We start from the raw sequence: 22,765 nt of genomic DNA, 5'->3' as shown, positions 1-22,765 counted from the left end.
TTTGTGTCAGCCTGAACTTGCGCACGGAAATTGTTTCAAAGTCGCCAAGTAGGCTACTTTGATGTAGAAAACGGTCCTTGAGTCGCCTCGACTTCAACCCTTTTTGCGGCGAAAGGAGACGCTAATGTTTTTCCCACACATGAAAGGCCTGCGCCTGCACCGTGTCATGGTGCGCACGGTCACCGAGTTCGTTGACGACGAGATGTCGACCTATGCCTCGGCGTTGGCCTATCAGATGCTGTTCTCGCTATTTCCCTTCATTCTGTTCCTGATCGCCCTGATCGGTTTCCTGCACCTTCCTGACTTCTTCTCCTGGCTGCGCCTGCAATCGGAACTGGTCCTGCCGCCTCAGGCGCTGGAGCAGGTGAACCCGGTCATCGACCAGCTCCAGCAATCCAAAGGTGGGTTGCTGTCGGTCGGTATCGTGATTGCGCTGTGGACCGCGTCTGCCGGTGTGCGGCTGATGATGAGCGCGATGAACGCCGCCTACGACGTGGTCGAAGGCCGGCCGGCGTGGAAGCGTTTCCCGCTGTCGATTTTCTACACCATCGGCATCGCCGGCATGCTGCTGCTGGCCGCCGCGTTGATGGTGCTCGGGCCGCAGGTGATGGGCTGGATCGCCTCGCAAGTCGGCCTTGAAGAATTCATCGTGACCCTCTGGACCATCGTGCGCTGGCCGGTGGTCGTGATTCTGTTGATGATGGCGGTGGCGTTGATTTATTACGTCATGCCCGACGTCAAACAAGAGTTTCGCTTCATTACCCCGGGCTCGGTGCTGGCGGTGGTAGTGTGGATCATCGCGTCGCTGGGTTTTGGTCTGTACGTCAAGGAGTTCGCCAACTACAACGCCATGTATGGCAGTATCGGCGCGATCATCGTGCTGTTGCTCTACTTCTATATTTCCGCCGCAGTGCTGTTGCTCGGCGCGGAGATGAATGCCGTGATCGAACACATGTCGACCGAAGGCAAGGACCCTGGCGAAAAAGTCCCCGGTGAACTCGACCACGAACCCAAACACCACGTTTCTGGACTGGGTCGGGATCACTCGATCAAGCCGCACACTGACGAAGCCATCAAATGATCCGTGAAATTCTGAAAATGGGCGATGAGCGCCTGCTGCGTATTGCTCCGCCGGTGCCGGCCGAGATGTTCGACAGCCCTGAGTTGTGGCTGCTGATCGACGACATGTTCCAGACCATGGAAAGCGTCGGCGGCGTTGGCCTGGCTGCGCCGCAGATCGGAGTCGATCTGCAACTGGTGATCTTTGGGTTCGAGCACAGCGAACGGTACCCGGACGCAGAAGCGGTGCCGCAGACCATTCTGATCAACCCGCTGATCACGCCGTTGAGCCCGCTGATGGAAGAGGGCTTTGAAGGTTGCCTGTCAGTGCCTGGCCTGCGCGGCGCGGTGGATCGTTATCAGCAGATTCGCTACGAAGGGTTCGATCCCAAGGGCCAGCCGATTGTGCGGATCGCCGAGGGATTCCATGCGCGGGTGGTGCAGCATGAATGTGATCACCTGATCGGCCGGTTGTACCCGTCGCGGATTACCGACTTCAGTAAATTCGGGTTCACCGAAGTGATGTTCCCGGATCTCGACCCTAACGCAGACGACTGAAACCACCACAAATCAAATGTGGGAGCGGCGGTGCGACGATTCGACTTGCTCGCGAATGCAGAGTGTCAGTCGACATCAATATTGACTGACATGGCCCCTTCGCGAGCAAGCCCGCTCCCACAGGTGATCTCCATCAGTCTGACGTCGGTTGTTTGGCCAGGCCCATGGCAATCATCGGTTTGCTGCGCGCGTAACGGCTCAAGCGTTCGACCATCGCATAGGGCAGGGCTGGGTCGAAGGTAAATCCACGACGCTCATAAAAGCCGCGCAGGTCCGGATGACAAAATAACCACACCGGACCTTCGACCTCCTTCACCGCCTCAGCGATCAAGGCGCCGGCGATCCCTTGTTCGCGACAAGCCGGATCGACGAACAAACCCGTCAACCAATGCCCGCCTGCCACCGGCCGTAAACACAGCGCGCCAATGATCTCCTCGCGTCTGGCGACCCACAGCTGAGCGTCGCGAACCGCTTTCATCGACGATTGGTGGGCGCGATAAAACTTGTTCATCAATGGCCATAATGGCTCGGCGAGCAGGGAGTACTGGGTGTCGGGCATGGGTTTGATCTGTCGGTGCGCAAAGCGGGCGATTATAAAAGAACGCGCGGCGGGGGATAGGTGTATACCTGATCTCACATCCCGTATGAGTGGAGTACGTATCATGGCCAAAGGCATGGATTCAAAAAAAGCGGCAAAGAAGAAACCGGCGAAAACCGCCGATGAAAAGCGCGCAGACAAGAAGGCCAAGAAGGTGGATGTGTTCGGTCATTGAGGTCCAGTCACCTTCCGTTCCCCCTGTAGGAGCTGTCGAGTGAAACGAGGCTGCGATCTTTTGATCTTCCGTATCAAGATCAAACGATCGCAGCCTCGTTTCACTCGACAGCTGCTACAGGTGATTGTCGAAACAAAAAAATAATCTGCAAGATTTCCCTGCGCCATTGCACAGAGGGGGACTGGTCCCCGATCTGAGCAACGCCATGCCCCATTACTTCGATGCCGCCCACCGAGAAGAAATCGAAACCCTGCGCCAACGCCTCACCGCTCGCACCGAATGGCCGACCTGGCTGTTGCTGGTCGGCGTGTATGTCGGTTGGTTCAGCATTGTCCTGACCAGTGATCGGTTGGGGCTGTGGTGGAGCACATTGTTGCTGATTCCGCTGGTGGTGCTCTGGTTGTCGGTGCAGCACGAATTGCTTCACGGGCATCCGACCCGTTGGACTTTGCTGAACAAACTCCTCGGCTACGTACCATTCGCCGTCTGGTATCCCTACACCCTGTATCGCGACAGCCATTTGCTGCATCACCGCGACGAAGACCTGACCCTGCCCGGCCACGACCCGGAAAGCCGTTACCTGACGGCCGAGCAGTGGCAGGGCAGTTCGCTCTTCGAACAAAGCCTGCACTGGCTGAACAAAACCGTGCTCGGGCGCTTCATGCTCGGCGCACCGCTGGCGTTGCTGGCGCTGGCGAAGGAAGAATTTCAGCGGCTGATCAACGCTGAGCGACAGGCGTGGCTGATGTGGCTGACCCACGGCGCGCTGACCTTGCTGATGCTGGTGTTCATTGCGCGCTACAGTGTGTTGCCGGTCTGGCATTACCTGTTGCTGATCAGCGTGCCGGCGCTTTCGATAGCGATGATTCGCTCCTACTATGAACACCGTCCGCACCCCCAGCCCGAGCAACGCACCGTGCTCAACGAGGCGGCCTGGCCGTGGCGCTGGCTGTTCCTGAACCTCAATTTTCACCTGGTGCATCACGACTTGCCGGGCCTGCCCTGGTACGACTTGCCACGCGCCTACTACGCGCGCCGCGAACAATGGGTGGCGCGTAGCGGCTGGTTTCTGGTGCAGGGTTATGGGCAGTTGTGGCGGGAGAATGGAGTGAAAGCCATCGATAGCCCGCGGCATCCATTCCATTGATTTTTCATGATCGACACCTGACCCCTGTGGGAGCTGTGGCGAGGGGATTTATCCCCGCTGAACTGCGAAGCGGGCCCAAGATTTTGGGGCGGCTGCGCCATCCAGCGGGGATAAATCCCCTCGCCACAAGGGCTCGCTCCCACAGGGGCGTTTCGTAGCCGGGGAGATTTTTGATGACTGAACACATCGCCGAGCTCCTGATGTACGTCGCCCCCGAGCCGATCCGCGCGGCGAACGAGCGTTGGCTCTCGCGCATCCTCGAACACCTGGGGCACGCCCGCATGAGTGCCGAAGGTCTGTCGCTGCCCGAACTCTGGTTATCGCCGGATCTGCTGCTGACCCAAACCTGCGGCTACCCGCTGATGACCGCATTGCGCGGCAAAGTCCGGGTCATCGGTCGGCCCCGTTATGAACTCCCCGACAGCAACGGTGGCAACCATTGCAGCCTGCTGCTGAGCCGCGCCGATGATCCACGGCTGACCTTGCCTGAGTTGCGCGGCAGTCGCGGGGTGATCAATGGCGAAGACTCCAACAGCGGCATGAACCTCTTGCGGCACAGCCTGGCGCCGCTGCATCGCGACGGGCAATTTTTTTCCAGTGTCGCCATCAGCGGCAGCCACCGCGAAAGCCTGCGCTGGCTGCGCGAAGAGGGTGCAGACCTGGCGGCCATCGACAGTGTGACCTTCGCCTATCTGGCGCGGCATGCCGACAAAGAAGTCGCCGGTCTACGCGTCGTCGCTCGAAGCGCGTTCAGTCCGACCTTGCCGTACATCACGGCCGCAACGCTGACCGATGAACAGGTTGAAGCGTTTCGGCAGGTGATCAACACCTCATTGAATGAGTTGCCCGATGTCGCGCAAATCCTCGGCCTGGAAGAAGTGCTGCCCGCCACCGAGACCGACTATCAAGTGATTCTCGACTATGAGCAGGAGGCTGAAGCGTTGGGATATGGGCGGTTGCGGTAGGGGCGTGGAAGAACGCAGCCTCGTTTCACTCGACAGCTGCAACAGATGGACACCAATCTCCTGTAGCAGCTGTCGAGTGAAACGAGGCTGCGTTCTTTTAACTGTTTAATGCATTAATAGAATATAAAAATGCATTTTAAGTATTTTTAAAGAATAAGGGCCCTTGCTAGGATCGCGTCACCGGATCACCGGACATTCAGCGACCCCTAACCCTTGGAGCCTCTATGTCCGGCGCCGACGCTTCCCATCGCAACAACGTGGGCGGATTGTTCCGCGCCCATTACCCTTGGCTGTGCGCACGCCTGCGCCGACACCTGGGCAGCAATCCCAGTGTCGAAGACATCGCCGCCGAAACCTTCGTGCACCTGCTCGAGTCGCCAGCGCTGACGCCAATCCGCGAGCCTCGCGCCTTGCTCACCACCATCGCCCGTCGCCTTGTTTACCAGCACTGGCGTCGCCGCGATCTGGAGCGCCAACACCTGGAACACCAGCAGCAAACCGACCTTGTCGGTGGGCGATCGCCTGAAGAATTGCTGCAGTTATCCCAAACCCTGAACAGCCTGGACCGAACCCTCGATCGCTTGCCCGGCAAAGTCCGGGCGACGTTCCTGATGTCCCGCATCGACGGTCTGACGTACCCGCAAATCGCCGCCGAGTTGGGCATTTCCCAGCGCTCGGTCAGCGTCTACATGACCCGCACCCACGCCTTGTGCGCCCAGCACAGCGCTAACCAATCCTTGACCCAGAGGTCCGCATGAGATCGATCAAAACCCTGCTCGGCAGTTCGTTGCTGGCCCTGAGCCTGGTGGCTTCCCAGGTTCCGGCAGCCGAAAAAGCCGCACCGATTCACTTCGGTGACATCACCTGGGAGAGCGGAAGCCTGATTACCGAAATCCTGCGACTGATCGTCGAGAAGGGCTACGGCTACCCGACCGATACCTTGCCGGGCAGCACCGTCAGCCTTGAAGCGGCATTGGCCAAGAACGACATTCAGGTGATCGGCGAAGAGTGGGCCGGGCGCAGTCCGGCGTGGGTCAAGGCGTCCGCCGAGGGCAAGGTGTTTGGTTTGGGCGACACGGTCAAAGGCGCCACCGAAGGTTGGTGGGTGCCCGAGTACGTGATCAAGGGCGACCCGGAACGCGGCATCAAACCGTTGGCCCCGGAGCTGAAATCCGTCGCCGACCTGGCCCGTTACAAGGACGTGTTCCGCGACCCGGAAGACCCGAGCCGCGGTCGTTTCCTCAACAGCCCGACCGGCTGGACCTCGGAGATCGTCAACAGCCAGAAACTCAAGGCCTATGACCTGACCGCCAGCTACGTCAACTTCCGTACCGGCTCCGGCGCGGCGCTGGATGCCGAGGTCGCTTCATCGATCCGTCGCGGCAAACCGGTGCTGTTTTATTACTGGTCGCCAACACCGCTGTTGGGCCGTTTCAAACTGGTAAAACTCGACGAGCCGCCGTTCGATGCCGGAGCCTGGAAGACCCTGGCCGATGCCAATCACCCGAACCCAAAAGGCACGCGCTCGATGCCGGCAAGCCTGGCGATTGGCGTGTCCGCGCCGTTCAAGGCGCAATACCCGGACCTGGTGGCGTTCTTTGAAAAGGTCGATTTTCCGATCGATCTGCTGAACCAGACGCTGGGGCAAATGAGCGAAAAACGTCAGCAACCGCGACAAGTGGCCGAGGCGTTTTTGCGCGATCAGCCGCAGATCTGGAAAGCCTGGGTGCCGGGGGAGGTGGCAACCAGGGTGAGTGCGAGTCTGTAAGTTTTCCTGATGTTTTAGCGGTGCTTGAGCGACCTCATTCGCGAGCAGGTCGCACCGTCGCTCCCACAGTGGATCTCGGGTGTACACAAATACGTTGTCCACTGACGATCCTTCTGTGGGAGCGAGCCTGCTCGCGATGGTCTTGAGACCCCCACCGACTCAGCCACCAACGCCAAATTTCTTCGCTGAACCGATTTTGTCCTCAGTACTGGCCGACTAGTGGCCTTGCTTCCCTGTACCGACTGTCTACGCTAACCCGTAGTTATCCATGTCGCTCGTCATATGACGATGGCGTCGCAAGAGTGCACACCCAAGGCACCGACACGGATCAACTAAGGAGCTGTTCGGCAAAGGGAGTTACTTATGAATACGTTAGGGCTGGCCCGGTCCCGGGCTATCAAGAGAAGGATGTCTTGATAAGAGCGTTGCTGCATGGACTCTCCGATTGAACATCATTGATCACCTGACACTTCCTCCCTTGGAGGAACGCGTGTGCCTGTTCCATAGAACGTTGTGGTGGATCCGTTGAAAGACCTAAGAACTTTCTTCAATCAAAGAACGCGCTGAAGGTGATACGACCATGTTTAACCTACATCACAAGGCTGACCTGCTGGAAATCCAACGATTCAGCTGTGCGCTGACCGAGGCCAGCGCCAAGTTGGCGGCGGTCAGTCGATCAATGGCGATGATCGAGTTCACCCCGGAAGGCATCGTGCTCGAGGCCAACGACAACTTTTGCAGTGTCATGGGCTACAGCGCCGACGAAGTGCGCGGCAAACATCATCGGATTTTTTGCGAAGAAGCTTTTTATCGCAGCGAGACTTACGCAAAGTTGTGGCGGGACCTGGCCCGTGGCGAACCGGTGAGCGGGACTTTCTTGCGCTTGAACCAGAGTGGCAAGGAGGTCTGGCTCGAGGCCAGTTATATGCCGGTGTTCGGTGCTGATCGCCAGGTTAAAAGCGTGATCAAAGTCGCCTCGGACATCACTGCTCGCATCAATCAGGAGCATGAAAACGAAAGCCTGCTGGCTGCCATCGGTCGTTCCATGGCCGTGATCGAATTTACCCCCGATGGCAAAGTCATCACGGCCAACGAAAACTTCCTGAAGACGATGCATTACTCGCTCCACGAAGTGGTGGGCCAGCACCACAGCCTGTTTTGCCACCGCGCCGAAGCTGAGTCGACGGCTTACAAGGCGTTCTGGGCGTCACTCAATCGGGGCGAATATCACTCGCATCGATTCGAACGCAAAGACAAACACGGCCATACCGTATTTCTCGAAGCCTCTTACAATCCCTTGTTCGACGCCAAGGGTCGGTTATACAAAGTGGTGAAGTTTGCCAGCGACATCACCCAGCAAGTCACCACCTTACAAACGGCTGCGGAGTCGGCGCACAGCACCTCGGTACAAAATGACGCCTGTGCGCAGAAAGGTTCTCAGGTGGTGCAGCAAACGGTGCAAATCATCCAGGACATTTCCCGGGACCTGAACGAAGCCGCGCTCAGTATCGATGCGGTCAGCAAACAATCCGACATCATCGGCACCATCGTGCAGACCATCCGCGGCATTGCCGACCAGACCAACTTGCTGGCGCTCAACGCAGCCATCGAAGCCGCACGGGCGGGGGAGCACGGTCGAGGGTTTGCGGTGGTGGCCGATGAAGTGCGCAGCCTTGCGGCACGCACGAGCCAGGCGACGCTGGAGATCGTCGATGTGGTGCGCAGGAACCGCGATCTGTCGTTGAGCGCGGTGTCGAGCATGCAGTCGAGCTTGAGCCGAACCGGACTTGGGGTGGAACTGGCGAACGAAGCGGGAGAGGTGATCCTCGAGATTCAGCAAGGGTCGCGGCATGTGGTGGATGCGATCAGTCAGTTCAGCTCGACGTTGCAGATAAACTAATTGAACGTAAACCGCCCCTCAACGAAGTTTGTTCGTCCAGGGGCGGGTGAAGGTGCGAGTTCGGCGGTTTTAGCTCGTTTGTGTTGGTGGCGTGTTTCCTAGATTAAAACGGCCTTTGATCTCTGCTGTTTTCTTAGGATCGCCCTCCCATACAGCAGTGAATTCAAACACTCCTTTAGCTCTTTTATTTTTCGAATCGTACTCGGTTATTTGGATGTGCCCTGCAGTCCCGAGCCAGGAGTTTTCTTCTCGGTCAGGGTGATAGTGGCCACCATAAGCAGGGCGGTCGGGGTTGTCGTTGTTAGGGAAATCGTATCTCTTGGCGGTTATTGGGCCTGATTTATCCCTAATATAGATTGCGACTAAACGAAGGGAGGGAGGCACCTGTCCGACGACCTCAAATTGGCTGCCGGTGATGATGGATTCAGGAACTTGTGTAGTGATTTTATGCTCAGTACCATCCGCGTTTTCAACGATGGTTGCTTCAAAAGCGTAATCGACCTGGCTCATGACTGGTTACCCTTCCTTCGGTATTTGGATCCAAAGATGTTGTGAATTAACTTCCTGAATTCGCTTAGGCAAGCGCATATGCGAAATCGAAAGCAATTCATGAACTAACTTTCAGATCAGGAGTAGGTATGATTTATCGGATCAAGACAGACGACTACTGTCAGAAATTACAGGTTGGGACGATTAGATGAAAAAAGTCGACGGATGGTTGTCTTTCGGTGGATAAGGAGAGGGCCCGCTCCAAGGGCCCTTCTTGTAGTTGAGCGCCGTTAAAGCGAAGCAAGAAACTTGTCGACCACCTGGCTGCTGCCTTTTTCACTGTTAGCGCTTTCTTTCTCGGCCTGCGCCAGTTTGATCTTGTCCTCCATGCGCTCGGCCATCTCTTTAGCGATCGCCTGCTGTTTTTCCGGTGGCATTTGCTCCACTTCTTCTTTCGTCAAACCCATCTCTTCCAGAATGGCGTCTTGCATGCGCTCTTCCGGGGTTTTGCTCATGTATTCCTTGAAGGCGTCCGAGGCTAATTGAGTCTCAGCTGGAAGTTTGGCCGACGAGGCTTGCAGCCCCACGCGTGTTTTCGCGAACGCTTCATCCACGTTGTCGCTGATTCTGCTCGCCTCACTGACTTGCTGCGTGGCGTTTTGGGTGGCCGATTGCTGTATCTGCGCGGCTTTCGCCTGAGCGTTGATTTGCATCGTTTGCAGCATCGCACCCTGAAGTCCGGCAGCGGCTTCGGCGGTAGGATCTTCGCCGGGCTTCTTGGGGAGCGGCACCGTTAACGTTTGCTGTTTAGCACTGACCAACATGATGAGTAGACCTTGTAGGCATTTGTGGTGCGGTGCTTCGAGCAAATAGTATGCCTGTAAGGAAAAATCACTATAAATCAGTCAGTTAATACGTAATGGCCGAGTGGGCTACGTGGGTTTTGCGGTCAGCCTTTGCCGCCTGACGGCAAACAGGGCGGGCATCAAGGCAAGCCGTTGCAGCCGTACTTGAGGAAGCCCGGACGTTGGGCCAGTCGTTGAAAGTACTCGTCGATGGCCGGGTAGTCGGGCCGCTCCATCGGCGTCATCAGCCAACGGTTGACGGACAGCCCGATGACAATGTCGGCAAGGGTGAAGCGTGGCCCGGCGACGTAAGCTTTGGTTGCCGCGAGCTGATGTTCGAGGATGCCCATCTTCTGGTTCCAGCCGCGCACGCCGGCCGCAATGTGATGCGGGTCCTGGAACTCCGGATCCTTGCGCACCAATGCCGTGAATGCGTAGCTCCATGAGGCATTGAGTTCGGTGGCTTGCCAATCCATCCATTGCTCGACCCGAGCGCGCGCGGCCGGTTCGTGGGGTAGCAGATCGGTGTTCTGGTGTTTGCCGGCCAGATAACGGCAGATGGTGTTGGACTCCCACAACACACCGGCGTCGTCGATGATCACGGGCACCAGCGCGTTGGGATTGAGCCGGAGAAACTCCGGCGTGTGGGTGGACGCATAACCGCCGCCCCAGTCCTCACGTTCGTAGGCAATAGCCAGTTCTTCACAGGTCCACAGGACCTTTCTGACGTTGATGGACGACGCTTTACCCAGAATTTTCAGTGCATGTTCCATTGAGCTACTCCGTTAGCGATTCGACGCTTCAGGAATCTGACAGACATTGCGCGGTTTTCAAACCGGATCCGGCAGCGCCGAGGCGGGCAAACCAAACGTGCGATCAAACAGCCAGTTGAACGCGAAGGTGTAGCACGGGATGAAAATGATCAGCGCCAAGTCCAGAAGGAAGGCCTGCACCAGGCTGATGTTCATCCACCAGGCGATCAGCGGGATGAGAAACACTATCAAGGTTAGTTGAAATCCCACGGCATGGGCGATGCGCCGTTTAACGGTGCGCGCGCGCGATGGCTGACGACTTTCCCAGCGCTCGAACAGCGTGGTGTAGATGAAATTCCAGGTCACCGCGATTGTGGTGATGATGACCGCCAACGGGCCGGTGCTGCCAGGTGAGGTGCCGGACAGCAGCGCCAGGCCCAGCGCCGAGAAGGTCATGCCAAAGACTTCGAACAGCGACACGTAGACCAGTTTGCGTTTAACGCCTTGCATGGAGTTTTGCCTCTTTCTTGCGAACTTGAAGCCAGTAGCACTGGCGAAGGCGACGAAAGATAGCTTCAATAGGCCTGACAGAAAAAGTCAGCAGCTTTCAGTTTTATTGATAGGAAGAGGAATGAATTTCAACAGTGACAGCATCGAGTTGTTCCTGGCCGTGATCGAGCGCGGTTCGTTTTCGGCGGCGGCGCGTGCGCTGGGTAAAGTGCCGTCGGCGGTGAGCATGGGCATTGCCAATCTGGAAGCCGAGCTCGGATATCCGCTGTTCGATCGCAGCCATCGCGAACCGGTGCCGACGGCGATGGCCAGTGCGCTGGTGCCGCACGCGCGGTTGATCGCCGAACAGCTCAAGCAGCTGCAGGTGCATGCAATCGAATTGTCGCTGGGGTTGGAGAGCAAGTTGTCGATTGGCGTCGTAGCGGACCTCGACAAGCGCCGTTTGCTGGCCGCGATCAAGGTCATCGCCGAGCGTCATCCGCTCCTGGAAATCGAAGTGCTCAGCGCGCCCCAGGACGATGTGCTGGCGATGCTCCACAGCGGTCGCGTCAGCGTTTGCCTGGCGTTCGCGGGGTTGAGCATGAACGTACTGGAGCGATTCCAGTTCGTCGGCACCGAGAGCGTGATCGCCACACTGGCGGCGGACAACCCGCTGTTTCAGGGCGAGGATTTGTTTCTGGAGGATCTGGTTCACGTGCGGCAAATCATCGTTGCCAGTCGCGACCTGCCGATCAGCGAAACCCGGCCTTTGGTGGGCGAATCCTATTGGCGCACCGACACCCTCGCCATGGCGCTGGAAATGGTTGAAGCCGGGTTGGGCTGGGGCAATTTTCCGCTGTCGGTCGTCCAACCGCTGCTTGATGCCGGAAGACTCAAGCGCCTGAGTTTCCGCAACATCGAGAACGGGTTGGTGCTGCCGGTGCATGCGGTGTGGCTCAAGAGCCAGCCGTTGCAGAAAGGCGCGATGGCGTTTGTCGAACTGATGGGTCGCTGAGGCAATCCCTTGTGGGAGTGAGCCTGCTCGCGATTTGGTCCTGACAGTCAACATTGATGGTGACGGACCCACCGCCATCGCAAGCAGGCTCGCTCCAACATGGGTCAGGTACTCTCGCGCACCTTCAACTCAAACCCCATGTCCTGCACCGGTTTGGCCACGGTATTCCCCGCCAGCAAGGTCAGCATCAACTCCGCCGAGCGTCGGCCAATCGCCTCGCGCGGGGTGCTGATGCTGCTCAGGCGCGGGACCATGTGCGCCGAGGCGGGCAGGTCGTTGAAACCGAGGATCGCCACTTGTTCGGGGATTTTGATCCCGCAACGCATGGCTTCAAGCAGGGCGCCCTGGGCCAGGTCGTCGTTGCCGAAGAAGATGGCATCCACGTCGGGATGACTCGCCATCAGTTGCAGAAACAGTTCGCCGCCCAGGCCGACGGACGACGCTCGTGGGGTCAGCACTTCCAGGTCGGGGTCATACAAACCGGCCTTTTGCAGGGCTTTGCGGAAACCTTCGCCGCGCAACAACGTGCGTTGATCCAACTGCGCGCCGATGTAGGCCAGGCGTTTACGCCCACGAGACAGCAAGTGTTGCGCCGCCGTTTCACCCGCCGCGAGTTGCGAAAAACCAACGCAATTGAGCCCGGCGGCGCTGTCCAGTTCCATCATGTACACGCACGGAATGTTGCTCGCCTCGATCATCCTCCGCGAACTTTCGGTGCGGTCGAAACCGGTCAGCAGCAAGCCACGGGGCTGATAGGCCATGTAATTGCGCAACAGGTTTTCTTCTTCATCACGCGAGTAATGGAAGTTGCCGATGAGCACTTCGAAGCCCTTGGGGCGCAAAACCTGATGAATGGCTTCTAGCGTATCGATGAACAGCAAGTTGGACAGCGAAGGCACCAAAACCACCACCGAATGGCTCTGGGCCGAGGCTAAGGCGCGGGCGGCAGGGTTGACCACGTAATTCAGTTCAAGGGCCGCTTTCTGCACTTTTTCCACCAGTTCGGTGGCCACCGTGCTGACGCCGCGCAAGGCGCGGGAGGCGGTGATCGGGCTGACACCAGCCAGGCGCGCAACTTCGTTCAGGGTAGGGCGGCCAGTGGTGCGCGTATTTTTATCGTTTTTAGGGGAGATCATCGGACGGCTTGCCAAACAAAATTCGAGGCACTAAGGTAGCGCTGTCTCGATGCAGCTGCAAATGCGTGAGCGGGGTTTGCCTGAACCTCGCTTTTTGGCCTTGGGTCCGAACATGCTGCAACCCACAAAAATGACAAGAAGGCGTCGGCAACTTCTGCTTTTGATCCAGTGTCATAACTGGCAAAGGTAGCGCTGTCTGCGCGCTGAGGTGTTACATGAATAATTCCATCACCGCCCTGGTCATCATGGGCGTTGCCGGTTGCGGCAAGACTTGCGTCAGCGAGGCCTTGTGCCAACTCAGCGGCGCGACCGCCATTGAAGGCGACACTTTCCACCCTGCCGCCAATATCGAAAAGATGAGCGCGGGGATCCCCCTGAACGACGACGACCGTGCCGGCTGGCTCGACAGCCTGTGCGATGAACTGCGCCGCGTCGACGCTAAAGGCCAGCGCCCGGTGCTGACCTGCTCGGCCCTCAAACACAGTTACCGTGAACGTCTGCGCAGCGCCTTGCCGGGCCTGGGCTTCGTGTTTCTTGAGCTGACCCCTGAAGTCGCCGCTGACCGTGTTTCCCATCGGCCGGGCCACTTCATGCCTTCGACACTGATCGACAGTCAGTTCGCCACCCTTGAATCCCCTGTTGGCGAGCCCTTGACCCTGGCTCTGGACGCGTCGAACCACAGCGTCGAGCAATTGGCGAAGCAAGCGCATGTCTGGTGGCAGGCCCATGGCCTGAAACAGGCCGTATGAGTTTTGCTCGAAGAGATAGCGCTGTCCTGTTGGCTTGCGAATTACCCGCTTTAATAACAACAACAACCAGGAGACACCCCTAATGTTTGGCATGTCCCACGAGACGTTCCTGCTGCTCGATGCAGTGGTCACGGTGATCGGGCTTATCGTCCTGATCACCAAGTTCAAGTTTCACCCGTTCATTGCCCTGATCATTGCCGCAGCCTTTCTCGGGCTGACCTCCGGCATGCCGATCGGCACCGTCATCAAGGCGTTCCAGGACGGCTTCGGTGGGGTGCTCGGTTTTGTCGGGATCATCCTCGCGCTGGGCACGATGCTCGGCAAAATGATGGCCGAGTCGGGCGGGGCGGATCAGATTGCCCAGACCCTGATTCGCGCGTTCGGCAAGGACAAGGTGCAGTGGGCAATGATGTTCGCGGCCTTCCTGGTCGGCATTCCGCTGTTCTTCGAAATCGGCTTCGTGCTGTTGATCCCGCTGGTGTTCATCGTCGCCCGGCGCACCGGCGTGTCGATCATCAAGATTGGTATCCCGCTGCTGGCTGGTTTGTCCGCGGTCCACGGTCTGGTGCCACCGCACCCGGGCCCGTTGCTGGCCATCGGCGTGTTCGGTGCCGACATCGGTAAAACCATTCTGTACGGCCTGATCGTTGCGCTGCCGACCGCCATTATTGCCGGTCCGATCTTCGGTACGTTCATTGCCAAGTACATTCCGGGCCATGCCAATCAGGAACTGGTGGATCAACTGGCTCGCGAGCCTCAGGCCGACACGTTGCCGAGCTTCGGTATCACCCTGGTCACCGTGTTGCTGCCGGTGTTCCTGATGTTGCTCAAGACGTTTGCCGACGTGGTACTGCCGGAAGGCAATTTCGCGCGCTCGTTCATGGACCTGATCGGTCACCCGATCTCCGCGCTGCTGCTGGCGTTGCTGCTGTCGCTGTACACCTTTGGCTACAAGCAGGGCATGGGCTCGAACACGATTCTGAAATTGCTCGACGCCAGCCTGGCACCGACCGCCGCGATCATTCTGATCATCGGTGCCGGTGGTGGCTTCAAGCAGATGCTGGTGACCAGCGGTGTGGGTGACGTGATCGGCCACATGGCGGTGAACGCGCAGATTTCGCCAATCCTGCTGGCCTGGCTGGTCGCAGCGGTAATTCGCGTGGCCACCGGTTCGGCCACCGTGGCGACCATTACCGGCGCTGGCATCGTGGTGCCGGTGGTGGGGATGATTCCAGGTGTAAACCGTGAGCTGCTGGTGCTGGCCACTGGCGCCGGTTCGCTGGTGCTGTCGCACGTCAACGACGCCGGTTTCTGGTTGGTGAAGCAATACTTCAACATGACCGTGGCTGAAACCTTCAAGACCTGGACCGCGATGGAAACCATCCTGTCCATCGTTGCGCTGGGCTTTATCCTGCTGTTGTCGATGTTCGTTTAAAAGCTTCGCGGGCAAGCCTCGCTCCTACAGGGATGTGTGAAACTGTAGGAGCGAGGCTTGCCCGCGAAGGCAATTTAGTTGGCGCTGGTTTTCTGAACCAACCCATCCGCCCGGAACATCCCGCGAATCCCGCGCACGGCCTGACGAATCCGGTCCTGGTTTTCGATCAGCGCAAAGCGCACATGATCATCCCCATACTCACCAAACCCGACACCCGGCGAGACGCAGACTTTCGCTTCGGCGAGCAGTTTCTTGGCGAACTCCAGCGAACCCAAGTGCGCATACGCCTCTGGAATCTTGGCCCAGACGTACATCGACGCTTTCGGATTCTCGACCATCCAGCCCAGTTCATGCAGGCCTTTGACCAGCACGTTGCGACGCTGCCGATACTGCTCGGCGATGTCTTTGACGCACTGCTGATCGCCTTCCAGCGCCGCAATGGCCGCGACCTGCAGCGGGGTGAACGTGCCGTAGTCGTGGTAACTCTTGATCCGCGCCAGGGCGTTGACCAGTTCGGCATTGCCGACCATGAAACCGATGCGCCAGCCCGCCATGTTGTAGCTCTTGGACAGAGTGAAAAACTCCACCGCAATGTCCTTGGCGCCCGGCACCTGCATGATCGACGGGGCTTTCCAGCCGTCGTAGACGATGTCGGCGTAAGCCAGGTCGTGCACCACCAAGACGTCGTACTGCTTGGCGAGGGCGATCACCCGCTCGAAGAAATCCAGCTCCACGCATTGAGCGGTCGGGTTCGACGGGAAGCCGAGGATCATCATCTTCGGTTTCGGGATCGAGCCGCGAATCGCGCTTTCCAGTTCGGCGAAGAAGTCCACGCCCGGGATCAGCGGCACCGAACGCACCTGGGCGCCGGCAATCACGGCACCATAGATGTGAATCGGGTAGCTGGGGTTCGGCACCAGCACGGTGTCGCCCTGGTCGAGGGTGGCCAGCATCAGATGCGCCAGGCCTTCCTTGGAACCGATGGTGACAATGGCTTCGGTTTCCGGGTCGATGTCGACCGCGTAACGATCCTTGTACCAATTGGAAATGGCCCGGCGCAGACGCGGAATACCCTTGGACGTTGAGTAACCGTGGGTGTCTTCGCGCTGGGCGACGGTCACCAGTTTTTCGACGATGTGCGGCGGAGTAGGGCCGTCAGGGTTGCCCATGCTGAAGTCGATGATGTCTTCGCCGCGACGACGGGCGGCCATCTTCAGCTCGGCAGTGATGTTGAATACGTAAGGGGGGAGTCGATCTATGCGCGCAAAGCGGCGCGGCGAACCTGGGTTAGCCATTGTTGCCTCGGTAACGTGAGCGCCCGGAACCGTCCGAGCGACGCTGGCCACTGCGGTGGCCTGTGGCGGAATGTAAGGGCTGTTGTGGCACACTGTCCAGCGACTCTGTAAACAAATTTGTCCGAAGGAACCCGGTTGATGGAATTTACCAGCGGCTTTCTGCTGAGCCTTTCGCTGTGCCTGGATATCGGCGTGGCCAACATCGCGATGATTACCCTGGCGATGCAACGCGGCTATTTTCAAGGCTTCGCGCTGGGGCTGGGAACCTGCGTCGGCGACCTGATTTACGCGGTGCTGGCGTTGGCGGGCATGACCGTTTTGCTGCAATACGAGACCGTGCGTTGGGTGCTGTGGATCGGTGGTTCTGCGTTGCTGGTGTACTTCGCGGCGAAGATGATCTACTCGGCGATTCACCATGAGGCAGTGCTGGCCCAGACCGCCGAGGTGGGGCAGAACTCTCACCGGAAAGAATTTTTCCGCGGAATCTTCCTCGCCATGTCGTCACCCAGCGCCATTCTCTGGTTCGCGGCGGTGGGCGGCACGCTGATCGCGCGTTCCGGTGGCGGCGGGGCCGTCAGCTCGGCGCTGTTTCTCGGCGGATTTCTCTGCGCCGGTCTGCTCTGGAGTGCCGGTTTGTGCTTCGCGGCCAGCCACGGTGGCAAGTTGCTGGGTGACAAGTTGCTGCGCTACTCCTACATGGCATCAGCGGCGATCTTCTGCTATTTCGCGGTGTACGTGATTCTATCGGGTTACAACGAGTTCATCGTCAAGGCTGCCGTCGAGCAGGTGCCGGGGCTCTGACTGGGCGAATCGGGTTTGGCTTCTATACTCCCAGCCGAACCCACTTTTTCGTCTCAGGAGTTGAGTCATGGATGAATTAAAAGACGTAAAACCGGCCGAGCCACGCTTCGAAAACGGGCACTTCTTGCTCATTGCCGGGCTTGGCGGACGATTTACCCAGGAAACTTCCAAGAAAATCCCCGAACTCTGGGAAAAATTCATCCCCGAAATCGGACAGATTCCCGGTCAAAAAGGCGAAGTGACCTACGGCATTTGCTGCAATCCGGATGGGAAGGGCGGTTTCGAATACATTGCAGGCGTCGAAATCAGCAAGCTCGACGACCTGCCGGAGAAGTACCGCTGGGTCGAGGTTCAACCCCAGCATTACGCGGTGTTCGAGCACAAAGGCACACTGGAGCAGTTGCCCGCGACCTTTCAGTACATCTGGAAAACCTGGCTGCCACAGTCCGGCCATCAAGCGGCAGACGCCCCGGAATTCGAACGCTACAGCGAAGACTTCAACCCGAAGCTCAACACCGGCGTGCTGGAAATCTGGCTGCCGCTCAAACAGAAATGAACCGAGCCCCGGACGGGCACTTCACCGTGCCCGTTCGTGGCTGTCGCTGACGCCTCGCATCACCCCCGCACAACCTCCGTTCCGCTCGATCTATACGCCGTCTTAATACCGCTGCCCCCAATCAGTGTCCGTCCTTGATACCCCCTCACCTAACCTGCACGGCGCAGATAAGAGCGCGTATCCAGTGCGTTTTTTGCTCTGGCGCGCTCTACCGGGACCCGATCGCGGGTGCCTTCGTTTAGTCAGGGGGAGCTGTCTTGTTATCACTCGAGTTCATCTACATCGCCAGCGGCCTGTGTGCCGCCCTGTTGTTCGCCTACCTGGGTTACGCCCTTATTCGTGCAGAAAAGTTCTGATGGCCGCAGTCATTGCGGCACAGGCTTTTTTATCAGCCCGCCAGGGCGGTCTTGAGAAAGGAAATCGGCAATGTACGACCTGATTTTTATGGGGGTTAGCGTGGTGTTTTTTGCTGCGACAGCCATGGTCATCGTCGCCATGGGCAAGATTTGAACGGAGCATCGACATGTTGAGCACTATGCTGGAATTTGCGGTGATTCTCGGGTTGATGACCGGGCTCGCCGTCTTGATGGGGAAGTGGCTGACGCGGGTTTTTACCGGGCAAAAGCATGCCTTGGCCGAGCGCGCCACTTATCGTTTGCTGGGGATCGATTCGACCGAAACCATGGGCTGGGCGCGTTATGGCTCGGCCCTGTTGCTGTCGAACGCGGCAATGATGTTGCTGGGTTACATCGTGTTGCGCCTGCAAGGTTTCATGCCGCTCAACCCCTTGGGGCTGAGCGCGCAAACACCGGATCTGGCGTTCAACACCGCGGCGTCGTTTATCACCAACACCAACTGGCAGGCGTATTCAGGTGAAACCAGCCTGTCCAACTTCAGCCAGATGGCGGTCATTACCTTCCTGATGTTCGTCGGCGCAACAGCGGGCGTTGTGGCGGCGGCGGGTTTTATTCGCGGCCTCAGTCGGTCGAATTCCGCTGATATCGGCAATTACTGGGTGGACTTCACTCGCACGCTGTACCGGGTGATGTTGCCCCTGTGTTTCGGCATGGCGCTGGTGTATGTCTGGCAAGGCATGCCCCAAACCCTGAGCTCCCAGGCCCTGGCCACCACCCTCGAAGGCGCGCAGCAGCAGTTGATCGTCGGCGCGGTGGCGAGCTTTGAGTCAATCAAACACATCGGCACCAATGGCGGCGGCTTCTTCAGCATGAACGCTGCACACCCGTTCGAGAACCCGACGCCACTGACGAACATGCTGCACATCCTTAGCATGCTGCTGATCCCGTCAGCGTTGACATACACCTTCGGCAGCATGCTGATGCGTCGACGTCAGGGCTGGGTGTTCTTTGGCACGTTCCTGGTGATGTTCGTCGGCTTTCTGAGCATCGTTTACACGGCCGAACAAAGTGGTAACCCGCTGCTGACCCGAGTGGGCGCGGACCAAGTGCTGTCGGCCACCCAGAGTGGCGGCAACATGGAAGGCAAGGAACTGCGTTTCGGGATTGCCGACACCAGCCTGTTCGTGACCACCACCACCGGCGCAACCACCGGCTCGGTGAACGCCATGCATGACTCGCTGACGCCCATGGGCGGCTTCGTACCGCTGGCGCAGATGATGCTCAACTGCGTGTTCGGCGGCGACGGCGTGGGCTTTATCAACCTGATCCAGTACGCCCTGCTGACAGTGTTTCTGGTGGGCATGATGATCGGCCGCAGTCCCGAATTCCTCGGCAAGAAGATCGAGGCTCGGGAGATCAAGCTGGTCATGCTCTCGGTACTGGCGCACCCGATCTGCATTCTCGGCTTCACCGCGCTGGCGGCACTCTGGCCGGACACCCTCAACAGCCTCAACAACCAAGGGCCCCATGGCTTCAGTGAGGTGTTGTATGCCTACACCTCGGGCACGGCCAACAACGGTTCGGCGTTCGCCGGATTGAATGCCAATACGCCGTTCTTCAACACCACCATCGGTCTTGCCATGTTGCTCGGACGCTTCTTCACCATGCTGCCGATGCTCGCAGTCGCAGGTTCCCTGGCGATGAAAAAGAACATCCCTGCCGGTGCCGGCACCATCCCGACCGCCACACCGCTGTTCATGTTCCTCGTGGTGTTCGTGGTGCTGGTCGTGGGCGGCCTGACTTTCCTGCCGGCGCTCGCGCTCGGCCCACTGGTCGAGCAACTGCAGTTGCTGTCTGGCCAGACCTACAAGTGAGGGCGCAGTGATGACTCAAATTCAACCACAAACCAAAGTGCAGTTTCTGTTTGTCGGCCTGTTACGCCCGGTGCTGATATCGGCGGCGTTCTTCATGCTGCTGACCGGGCTGGCCTACCCGTTGTTCACCACCCTGGTGGCCAACGTGCTGTTCCCGTTTCAAGCCCAGGGCAGTCTGGTTGAACGGGACGGTCTGGTGATCGGTTCGGCGGTGATCGGCCAGCATTTCACCCGGCCCGAGTATTTCCAGGGGCGCGCAAGCATGACACTTGGCGCCGATCCACTGGACCCGAGCAAGAGCGTGGCGCAGCCGTATAACGCAGGTTCCAGTGGCGCCAGCAACCTTGGCCCGACCAGCCAGAAGTTGATCGACACCGTGGCCCTGCGCGTCGAAGCCTACCGCCGACAGAATGGCCTGGCAGCCGATGCACAGGTGCCGGTGGATGCCGTCACCTCGTCGGCTTCAGGCCTGGACCCGCACATTTCGGTGGCCAACGCACAGATTCAGGCGGCGCGCGTCGCATGTCTGCGCCACCTGCCCGAAGCCGACCTGTTGAAACTGGTGAATACCCACACCGAGCAACGCACCTTCGGCCTGCTCGGCGAGCCACGGGTCAATGTGCTGCAACTCAACCTCGCGCTGGATGCTTTGAAGCCTGCGCATCAGCCACCCCTTGCGGCCAGTGAGTAAGAGAAACAACCATGAGTAAGCAAGCTCGTTTGCCTTTGTTCGACCGTGGGTTGTTGCTCACGGCGTGCCTGGATGCCTTCAAGAAGTTGCTGCCCCAGGCGCAGTGGAAGAACCCGGTGATGTTTGTGGTGTACCTGGGCAGCATTCTCACCACGCTGTTGTGGTTTCAATCACTGGGCGGCAAGGGTGAAGCCCCCAGTGGTTTCATTCTGAGCATCACGTTGTGGCTGTGGTTCACCGTGCTGTTCGCCAACTTCGCCGAAGCCCTGGCCGAGGGCCGCAGCCGGGCGCAAGCAGCCAGCCTGCGTGGGATGAAGCGCCAGACCCTGGCCAAGCTTCTGAAACAACCCCGGCATGGCTCCGCCTGGATGCCGATGCCTTCCGGCGAACTGCTCAAGGACAATGTGGTGTTGATCGAGGCGGGCGATCTGGTGCCCCTCGATGGGGTGGTGATCGAAGGCGTGGCGTCGGTGGATGAAAGCGCGATTACCGGAGAATCGGCACCGGTGATCCGCGAGGCAGGCGGCGACTTTTCATCGGTCACCGGCGGCACCAAAGTGCTGTCGGACTGGTTGGTGGTGCGTATCAGCGTCAATCCCGGCGAGTCGTTTCTGGATCGCATGATTTCCATGGTCGAATCCGCGAAACGCCAGAAGACACCCAACGAAGTGGCACTGACCATTTTGTTGGTGGGCCTGACGTTTCTGTTTCTGCTGGTGATCGTGACCCTGGGCCCGTACTCGATGTTCGCGGTGGGCATGAGCGGCGGCGACGTGGTCAGCGCAACGGTTCTGGTCGCGTTGCTGGTCTGCCTGATCCCTACGACCATTGGCGGTCTGTTGTCGGCGATCGGCGTAGCGGGCATGAGCCGGATGATGTCGGCCAACGTCATTGCCACCTCCGGGCGAGCCGTGGAAGCGGCGGGTGACGTGGATGTCTTGCTGCTGGACAAGACCGGCACCATTACCTTGGGTAATCGCCAGGCCAGCGGTTTCCTGCCGGCACCCGGGGTCAAGGAATCGGAATTGGCGGACGCGGCGCAACTGGCCTCGCTGGCCGACGAAACACCGGAAGGACGCAGCATTGTGGTGCTCGCCAAGCAGAAATTCGACCTGCGGGCGCGGGACCTCAATGCCCTGGGGGCGAGCTTCGTACATTTCACCGCGCAAACCCGCATGAGCGGCGTCGATCTGGCCGGTGGCCGGAGCATCCGCAAGGGCGCGGCAGATGCCATTCGCCAGCACGTCGAGGCGCTGGGCGGCAGCTTTCCGCCGGGATTGCAGATTAAGGTCGACGAAGTCTCGCGCCGGGGCAGTACGCCACTGGTCGTGTGCGATGGTGAAAAGGCATTGGGCGTGGTCGAGCTCAAGGACATAGTCAAGGGTGGCATCAAGGAGCGTTTTGCCGAGCTGCGGCGCATGGGCATCAAGACGGTCATGATCACCGGCGACAACCGCCTGACGGCGGCTGCGATTGCCGTGGAAGCCGGGGTTGACGACTTTCTTGCCGAGGCCCGGCCGGAAGACAAACTGCAACTGATCCGCGACTACCAGGCCCAGGGCAAGCTCGTGGCGATGACCGGCGACGGCACCAATGATGCGCCGGCACTGGCCCAGGCGGACGTGGCGGTGGCCATGAACAGTGGGACTCAGGCCGCCAAGGAAGCGGGCAATATGGTCGATCTGGACAGCAACCCGACCAAGTTGATCGAGGTGGTTGAAGTCGGCAAACAGATGCTCATGACGCGCGGCGCGTTGACCACCTTCAGCGTGGCCAACGATGTGGCCAAGTATTTTGCTATCGTACCGGCCGCATTCGTCGCGACCTATCCGCAACTGGGCGCCCTGAACGTGATGCACCTGAGCAGCCCGAATTCGGCGATTCTCAGCGCGGTGATCTTCAATGCCCTGATCATCGTGTTTCTGATTCCGCTGGCGCTCAAGGGCGTGACCTACCGAGCCATCGGCGCGGCGGCGTTGCTCAATCGCAACCTGCTGATCTATGGCCTGGGTGGCGTGCTGGTGCCGTTCGCGGGGATCAAGGTGATCGACATGCTGTTGGCCGGGCTTGGCTTGGTTTGAAAGGACTGACGGCCCGGCGCCCTCTGTGGCG

23 protein-coding genes and 1 pseudogene are annotated in these 22,765 nt (G+C 59.0%); 17 read left to right on the top strand and 7 right to left on the bottom strand.

Translation table 11 applies throughout. From position 1 onward, the window contains the following. Positions 1-124: 124 nt before the first annotated feature. On the top strand, positions 125-1,081 hold the full coding sequence (locus ACA051_RS22525; RefSeq protein WP_497304818.1) for a YihY/virulence factor BrkB family protein: 957 nt from the start codon (positions 125-127) through the stop codon (positions 1,079-1,081). Then, the gene (def, locus tag ACA051_RS22520) at positions 1,078-1,617 is read left to right on the top strand and encodes a peptide deformylase (RefSeq protein ID WP_497304816.1); all 540 of its coding nucleotides are present in this window, start codon (positions 1,078-1,080) and stop codon (positions 1,615-1,617) included. The genes ACA051_RS22525 and def overlap by 4 nt, the downstream gene beginning before the upstream one ends. A 133-nt stretch (positions 1,618-1,750) precedes the next feature. Here def and ACA051_RS22515 read toward each other — a convergent pair whose 3' ends face one another. After that, the gene (locus tag ACA051_RS22515; RefSeq protein ID WP_497304814.1) at positions 1,751-2,176 is read right to left on the bottom strand and encodes a GNAT family N-acetyltransferase; all 426 of its coding nucleotides are present in this window, start codon (positions 2,174-2,176) and stop codon (positions 1,751-1,753) included. A 419-nt stretch (positions 2,177-2,595) separates the two neighbouring features. Here ACA051_RS22515 and ACA051_RS22510 point away from each other — a divergent pair, with 419 nt between their 5' ends. From ACA051_RS22510 to ACA051_RS22485, 6 genes and pseudogenes are all read left to right on the top strand, one after another. After that, positions 2,596-3,537, top strand: a complete 942-nt coding sequence (locus ACA051_RS22510; protein WP_497371982.1) for a fatty acid desaturase — start codon at positions 2,596-2,598, stop codon at positions 3,535-3,537. Between the two features lie 173 nt (positions 3,538-3,710). Beyond that, on the top strand, positions 3,711-4,502 hold the full coding sequence (locus ACA051_RS22505; protein WP_497304810.1) for a phosphate/phosphite/phosphonate ABC transporter substrate-binding protein: 792 nt from the start codon (positions 3,711-3,713) through the stop codon (positions 4,500-4,502). Between the two features lie 224 nt (positions 4,503-4,726). After that, on the top strand, positions 4,727-5,260 hold the full coding sequence (locus ACA051_RS22500) for a sigma-70 family RNA polymerase sigma factor (protein ID WP_497371980.1): 534 nt from the start codon (positions 4,727-4,729) through the stop codon (positions 5,258-5,260). Continuing rightward, positions 5,257-6,270, top strand: a complete 1,014-nt coding sequence (locus ACA051_RS22495) for an ABC transporter substrate-binding protein (RefSeq protein WP_497304806.1) — start codon at positions 5,257-5,259, stop codon at positions 6,268-6,270. Before ACA051_RS22500 ends, ACA051_RS22495 begins: the two co-directional genes overlap by 4 nt. A 580-nt stretch (positions 6,271-6,850) precedes the next feature. Continuing rightward, a pseudogene (locus tag ACA051_RS22490) lies at positions 6,851-7,579 on the top strand (PAS domain-containing protein); the annotation flags it as partial. Positions 7,580-7,597: 18 nt separating this feature from the next. Next, a complete protein-coding gene (locus ACA051_RS22485) occupies positions 7,598-8,170 on the top strand; it encodes a methyl-accepting chemotaxis protein (protein ID WP_497375620.1) in 573 nt (190 codons plus the stop codon). 69 nt (positions 8,171-8,239) lie between these two features. On the opposite strand, the gene ACA051_RS22480 is transcribed toward ACA051_RS22485, so the two are convergent. The 4 genes from ACA051_RS22480 to ACA051_RS22465 all read right to left on the bottom strand — a co-directional run bounded on the left by ACA051_RS22480 (position 8,240) and on the right by ACA051_RS22465 (position 10,766). After that, the gene (locus tag ACA051_RS22480; protein ID WP_497304805.1) at positions 8,240-8,680 is read right to left on the bottom strand and encodes a hypothetical protein; all 441 of its coding nucleotides are present in this window, start codon (positions 8,678-8,680) and stop codon (positions 8,240-8,242) included. 269 nt (positions 8,681-8,949) lie between these two features. Next, positions 8,950-9,483, bottom strand: a complete 534-nt coding sequence (locus tag ACA051_RS22475; RefSeq protein ID WP_497304804.1) for a hypothetical protein — start codon at positions 9,481-9,483, stop codon at positions 8,950-8,952. Between the two features lie 161 nt (positions 9,484-9,644). Next, positions 9,645-10,277: a glutathione S-transferase family protein gene (locus tag ACA051_RS22470; RefSeq protein ID WP_497304802.1), complete on the bottom strand. Its 633-nt coding sequence runs from the start codon at positions 10,275-10,277 to the stop codon at positions 9,645-9,647. Between the two features lie 57 nt (positions 10,278-10,334). After that, positions 10,335-10,766 (bottom strand): PACE efflux transporter, encoded by a 432-nt coding sequence (locus tag ACA051_RS22465; RefSeq protein ID WP_497304800.1) that lies wholly within the window; start codon positions 10,764-10,766, stop codon positions 10,335-10,337. 121 nt (positions 10,767-10,887) lie between these two features. On the opposite strand from ACA051_RS22465, the gene ACA051_RS22460 reads away from it, so the two are divergent. Then, positions 10,888-11,760 (top strand): LysR family transcriptional regulator, encoded by an 873-nt coding sequence (locus ACA051_RS22460; RefSeq protein WP_497371978.1) that lies wholly within the window; start codon positions 10,888-10,890, stop codon positions 11,758-11,760. A gap of 104 nt (positions 11,761-11,864) precedes the next feature. Here the strand turns inward: ACA051_RS22460 and gntR are convergent, their stop codons facing one another. Then, positions 11,865-12,896 (bottom strand): HTH-type transcriptional regulator GntR, encoded by a 1,032-nt coding sequence (gntR, locus tag ACA051_RS22455; RefSeq protein ID WP_497304797.1) that lies wholly within the window; start codon positions 12,894-12,896, stop codon positions 11,865-11,867. A 215-nt stretch (positions 12,897-13,111) separates the two neighbouring features. Here gntR and ACA051_RS22450 point away from each other — a divergent pair, with 215 nt between their 5' ends. Both ACA051_RS22450 and ACA051_RS22445 read left to right on the top strand, forming a co-directional pair. Next, the gene (locus ACA051_RS22450) at positions 13,112-13,645 is read left to right on the top strand and encodes a gluconokinase (RefSeq protein WP_497371976.1); all 534 of its coding nucleotides are present in this window, start codon (positions 13,112-13,114) and stop codon (positions 13,643-13,645) included. A gap of 82 nt (positions 13,646-13,727) precedes the next feature. Beyond that, a complete protein-coding gene (locus ACA051_RS22445; protein WP_497304794.1) occupies positions 13,728-15,080 on the top strand; it encodes a GntP family permease in 1,353 nt (450 codons plus the stop codon). Between the two features lie 74 nt (positions 15,081-15,154). Here ACA051_RS22445 and alaC read toward each other — a convergent pair whose 3' ends face one another. After that, a complete protein-coding gene (gene alaC / locus ACA051_RS22440; RefSeq protein WP_497304792.1) occupies positions 15,155-16,375 on the bottom strand; it encodes an alanine transaminase in 1,221 nt (406 codons plus the stop codon). Between the two features lie 138 nt (positions 16,376-16,513). Here alaC and ACA051_RS22435 point away from each other — a divergent pair, with 138 nt between their 5' ends. The 6 genes from ACA051_RS22435 (at position 16,514) to kdpB (ending at position 22,734) form a co-directional block, all read left to right on the top strand. Beyond that, positions 16,514-17,176, top strand: coding sequence for a LysE family translocator (locus tag ACA051_RS22435; RefSeq protein WP_497304790.1), 663 nt, complete (start codon positions 16,514-16,516; stop codon positions 17,174-17,176). Positions 17,177-17,243: 67 nt separating this feature from the next. Then, positions 17,244-17,732, top strand: coding sequence for a GyrI-like domain-containing protein (locus tag ACA051_RS22430; protein WP_497304789.1), 489 nt, complete (start codon positions 17,244-17,246; stop codon positions 17,730-17,732). Positions 17,733-17,989: 257 nt separating this feature from the next. Further along, entirely contained in the window at positions 17,990-18,088 is a 99-nt protein-coding gene (gene kdpF / locus ACA051_RS22425) for a K(+)-transporting ATPase subunit F (protein ID WP_497304787.1), read from the top strand. Between the two features lie 167 nt (positions 18,089-18,255). Next, entirely contained in the window at positions 18,256-19,962 is a 1,707-nt protein-coding gene (kdpA, locus tag ACA051_RS22420) for a potassium-transporting ATPase subunit KdpA (protein ID WP_497304786.1), read from the top strand. Between the two features lie 10 nt (positions 19,963-19,972). Next, positions 19,973-20,653 carry a K(+)-transporting ATPase subunit C gene (gene kdpC, locus ACA051_RS22415; protein WP_497371974.1) on the top strand — a complete coding sequence of 227 codons (681 nt, stop codon included), beginning with the start codon at positions 19,973-19,975 and terminating at the stop codon, positions 20,651-20,653. 11 nt (positions 20,654-20,664) lie between these two features. Further along, positions 20,665-22,734 (top strand): potassium-transporting ATPase subunit KdpB, encoded by a 2,070-nt coding sequence (gene kdpB / locus ACA051_RS22410; protein ID WP_497304782.1) that lies wholly within the window; start codon positions 20,665-20,667, stop codon positions 22,732-22,734. The last annotated feature ends 31 nt before the right edge of the window (positions 22,735-22,765 follow it).

The organism is Pseudomonas sp. LBUM1669, assembly GCF_059695705.1.
The sequence above is the reverse complement of the archived record's forward strand: the minus strand, read 5'-3'. Positions and strand labels throughout refer to the sequence as shown.

Excerpts from the sequence above, each read along its gene's own strand:
- ACA051_RS22525 (WP_497304818.1), top strand. The coding sequence starts at position 125 with ATGTTTTTCCCACACATGAAAGGCCTGCGCCTGCACCGTGTCATGGTG.
- def (WP_497304816.1), top strand. The coding sequence starts at position 1,078 with ATGATCCGTGAAATTCTGAAAATGGGCGATGAGCGCCTGCTGCGTATT.
- ACA051_RS22515 (WP_497304814.1), bottom strand. The coding sequence starts at position 2,176 with ATGCCCGACACCCAGTACTCCCTGCTCGCCGAGCCATTATGGCCATTG.
- ACA051_RS22510 (WP_497371982.1), top strand. The coding sequence starts at position 2,596 with ATGCCCCATTACTTCGATGCCGCCCACCGAGAAGAAATCGAAACCCTG.
- ACA051_RS22505 (WP_497304810.1), top strand. The coding sequence starts at position 3,711 with ATGACTGAACACATCGCCGAGCTCCTGATGTACGTCGCCCCCGAGCCG.
- ACA051_RS22500 (WP_497371980.1), top strand. The coding sequence starts at position 4,727 with ATGTCCGGCGCCGACGCTTCCCATCGCAACAACGTGGGCGGATTGTTC.
- ACA051_RS22495 (WP_497304806.1), top strand. The coding sequence starts at position 5,257 with ATGAGATCGATCAAAACCCTGCTCGGCAGTTCGTTGCTGGCCCTGAGC.
- ACA051_RS22480 (WP_497304805.1), bottom strand. The coding sequence starts at position 8,680 with ATGAGCCAGGTCGATTACGCTTTTGAAGCAACCATCGTTGAAAACGCG.
- ACA051_RS22475 (WP_497304804.1), bottom strand. The coding sequence starts at position 9,483 with ATGTTGGTCAGTGCTAAACAGCAAACGTTAACGGTGCCGCTCCCCAAG.
- ACA051_RS22470 (WP_497304802.1), bottom strand. The coding sequence starts at position 10,277 with ATGGAACATGCACTGAAAATTCTGGGTAAAGCGTCGTCCATCAACGTC.
- ACA051_RS22465 (WP_497304800.1), bottom strand. The coding sequence starts at position 10,766 with ATGCAAGGCGTTAAACGCAAACTGGTCTACGTGTCGCTGTTCGAAGTC.
- ACA051_RS22460 (WP_497371978.1), top strand. The coding sequence starts at position 10,888 with ATGAATTTCAACAGTGACAGCATCGAGTTGTTCCTGGCCGTGATCGAG.
- gntR (WP_497304797.1), bottom strand. The coding sequence starts at position 12,896 with ATGATCTCCCCTAAAAACGATAAAAATACGCGCACCACTGGCCGCCCT.
- ACA051_RS22450 (WP_497371976.1), top strand. The coding sequence starts at position 13,112 with ATGAATAATTCCATCACCGCCCTGGTCATCATGGGCGTTGCCGGTTGC.
- ACA051_RS22445 (WP_497304794.1), top strand. The coding sequence starts at position 13,728 with ATGTTTGGCATGTCCCACGAGACGTTCCTGCTGCTCGATGCAGTGGTC.
- alaC (WP_497304792.1), bottom strand. The coding sequence starts at position 16,375 with ATGGCTAACCCAGGTTCGCCGCGCCGCTTTGCGCGCATAGATCGACTC.
- ACA051_RS22435 (WP_497304790.1), top strand. The coding sequence starts at position 16,514 with ATGGAATTTACCAGCGGCTTTCTGCTGAGCCTTTCGCTGTGCCTGGAT.
- ACA051_RS22430 (WP_497304789.1), top strand. The coding sequence starts at position 17,244 with ATGGATGAATTAAAAGACGTAAAACCGGCCGAGCCACGCTTCGAAAAC.
- kdpA (WP_497304786.1), top strand. The coding sequence starts at position 18,256 with ATGTTGAGCACTATGCTGGAATTTGCGGTGATTCTCGGGTTGATGACC.
- kdpC (WP_497371974.1), top strand. The coding sequence starts at position 19,973 with ATGACTCAAATTCAACCACAAACCAAAGTGCAGTTTCTGTTTGTCGGC.
- kdpB (WP_497304782.1), top strand. The coding sequence starts at position 20,665 with ATGAGTAAGCAAGCTCGTTTGCCTTTGTTCGACCGTGGGTTGTTGCTC.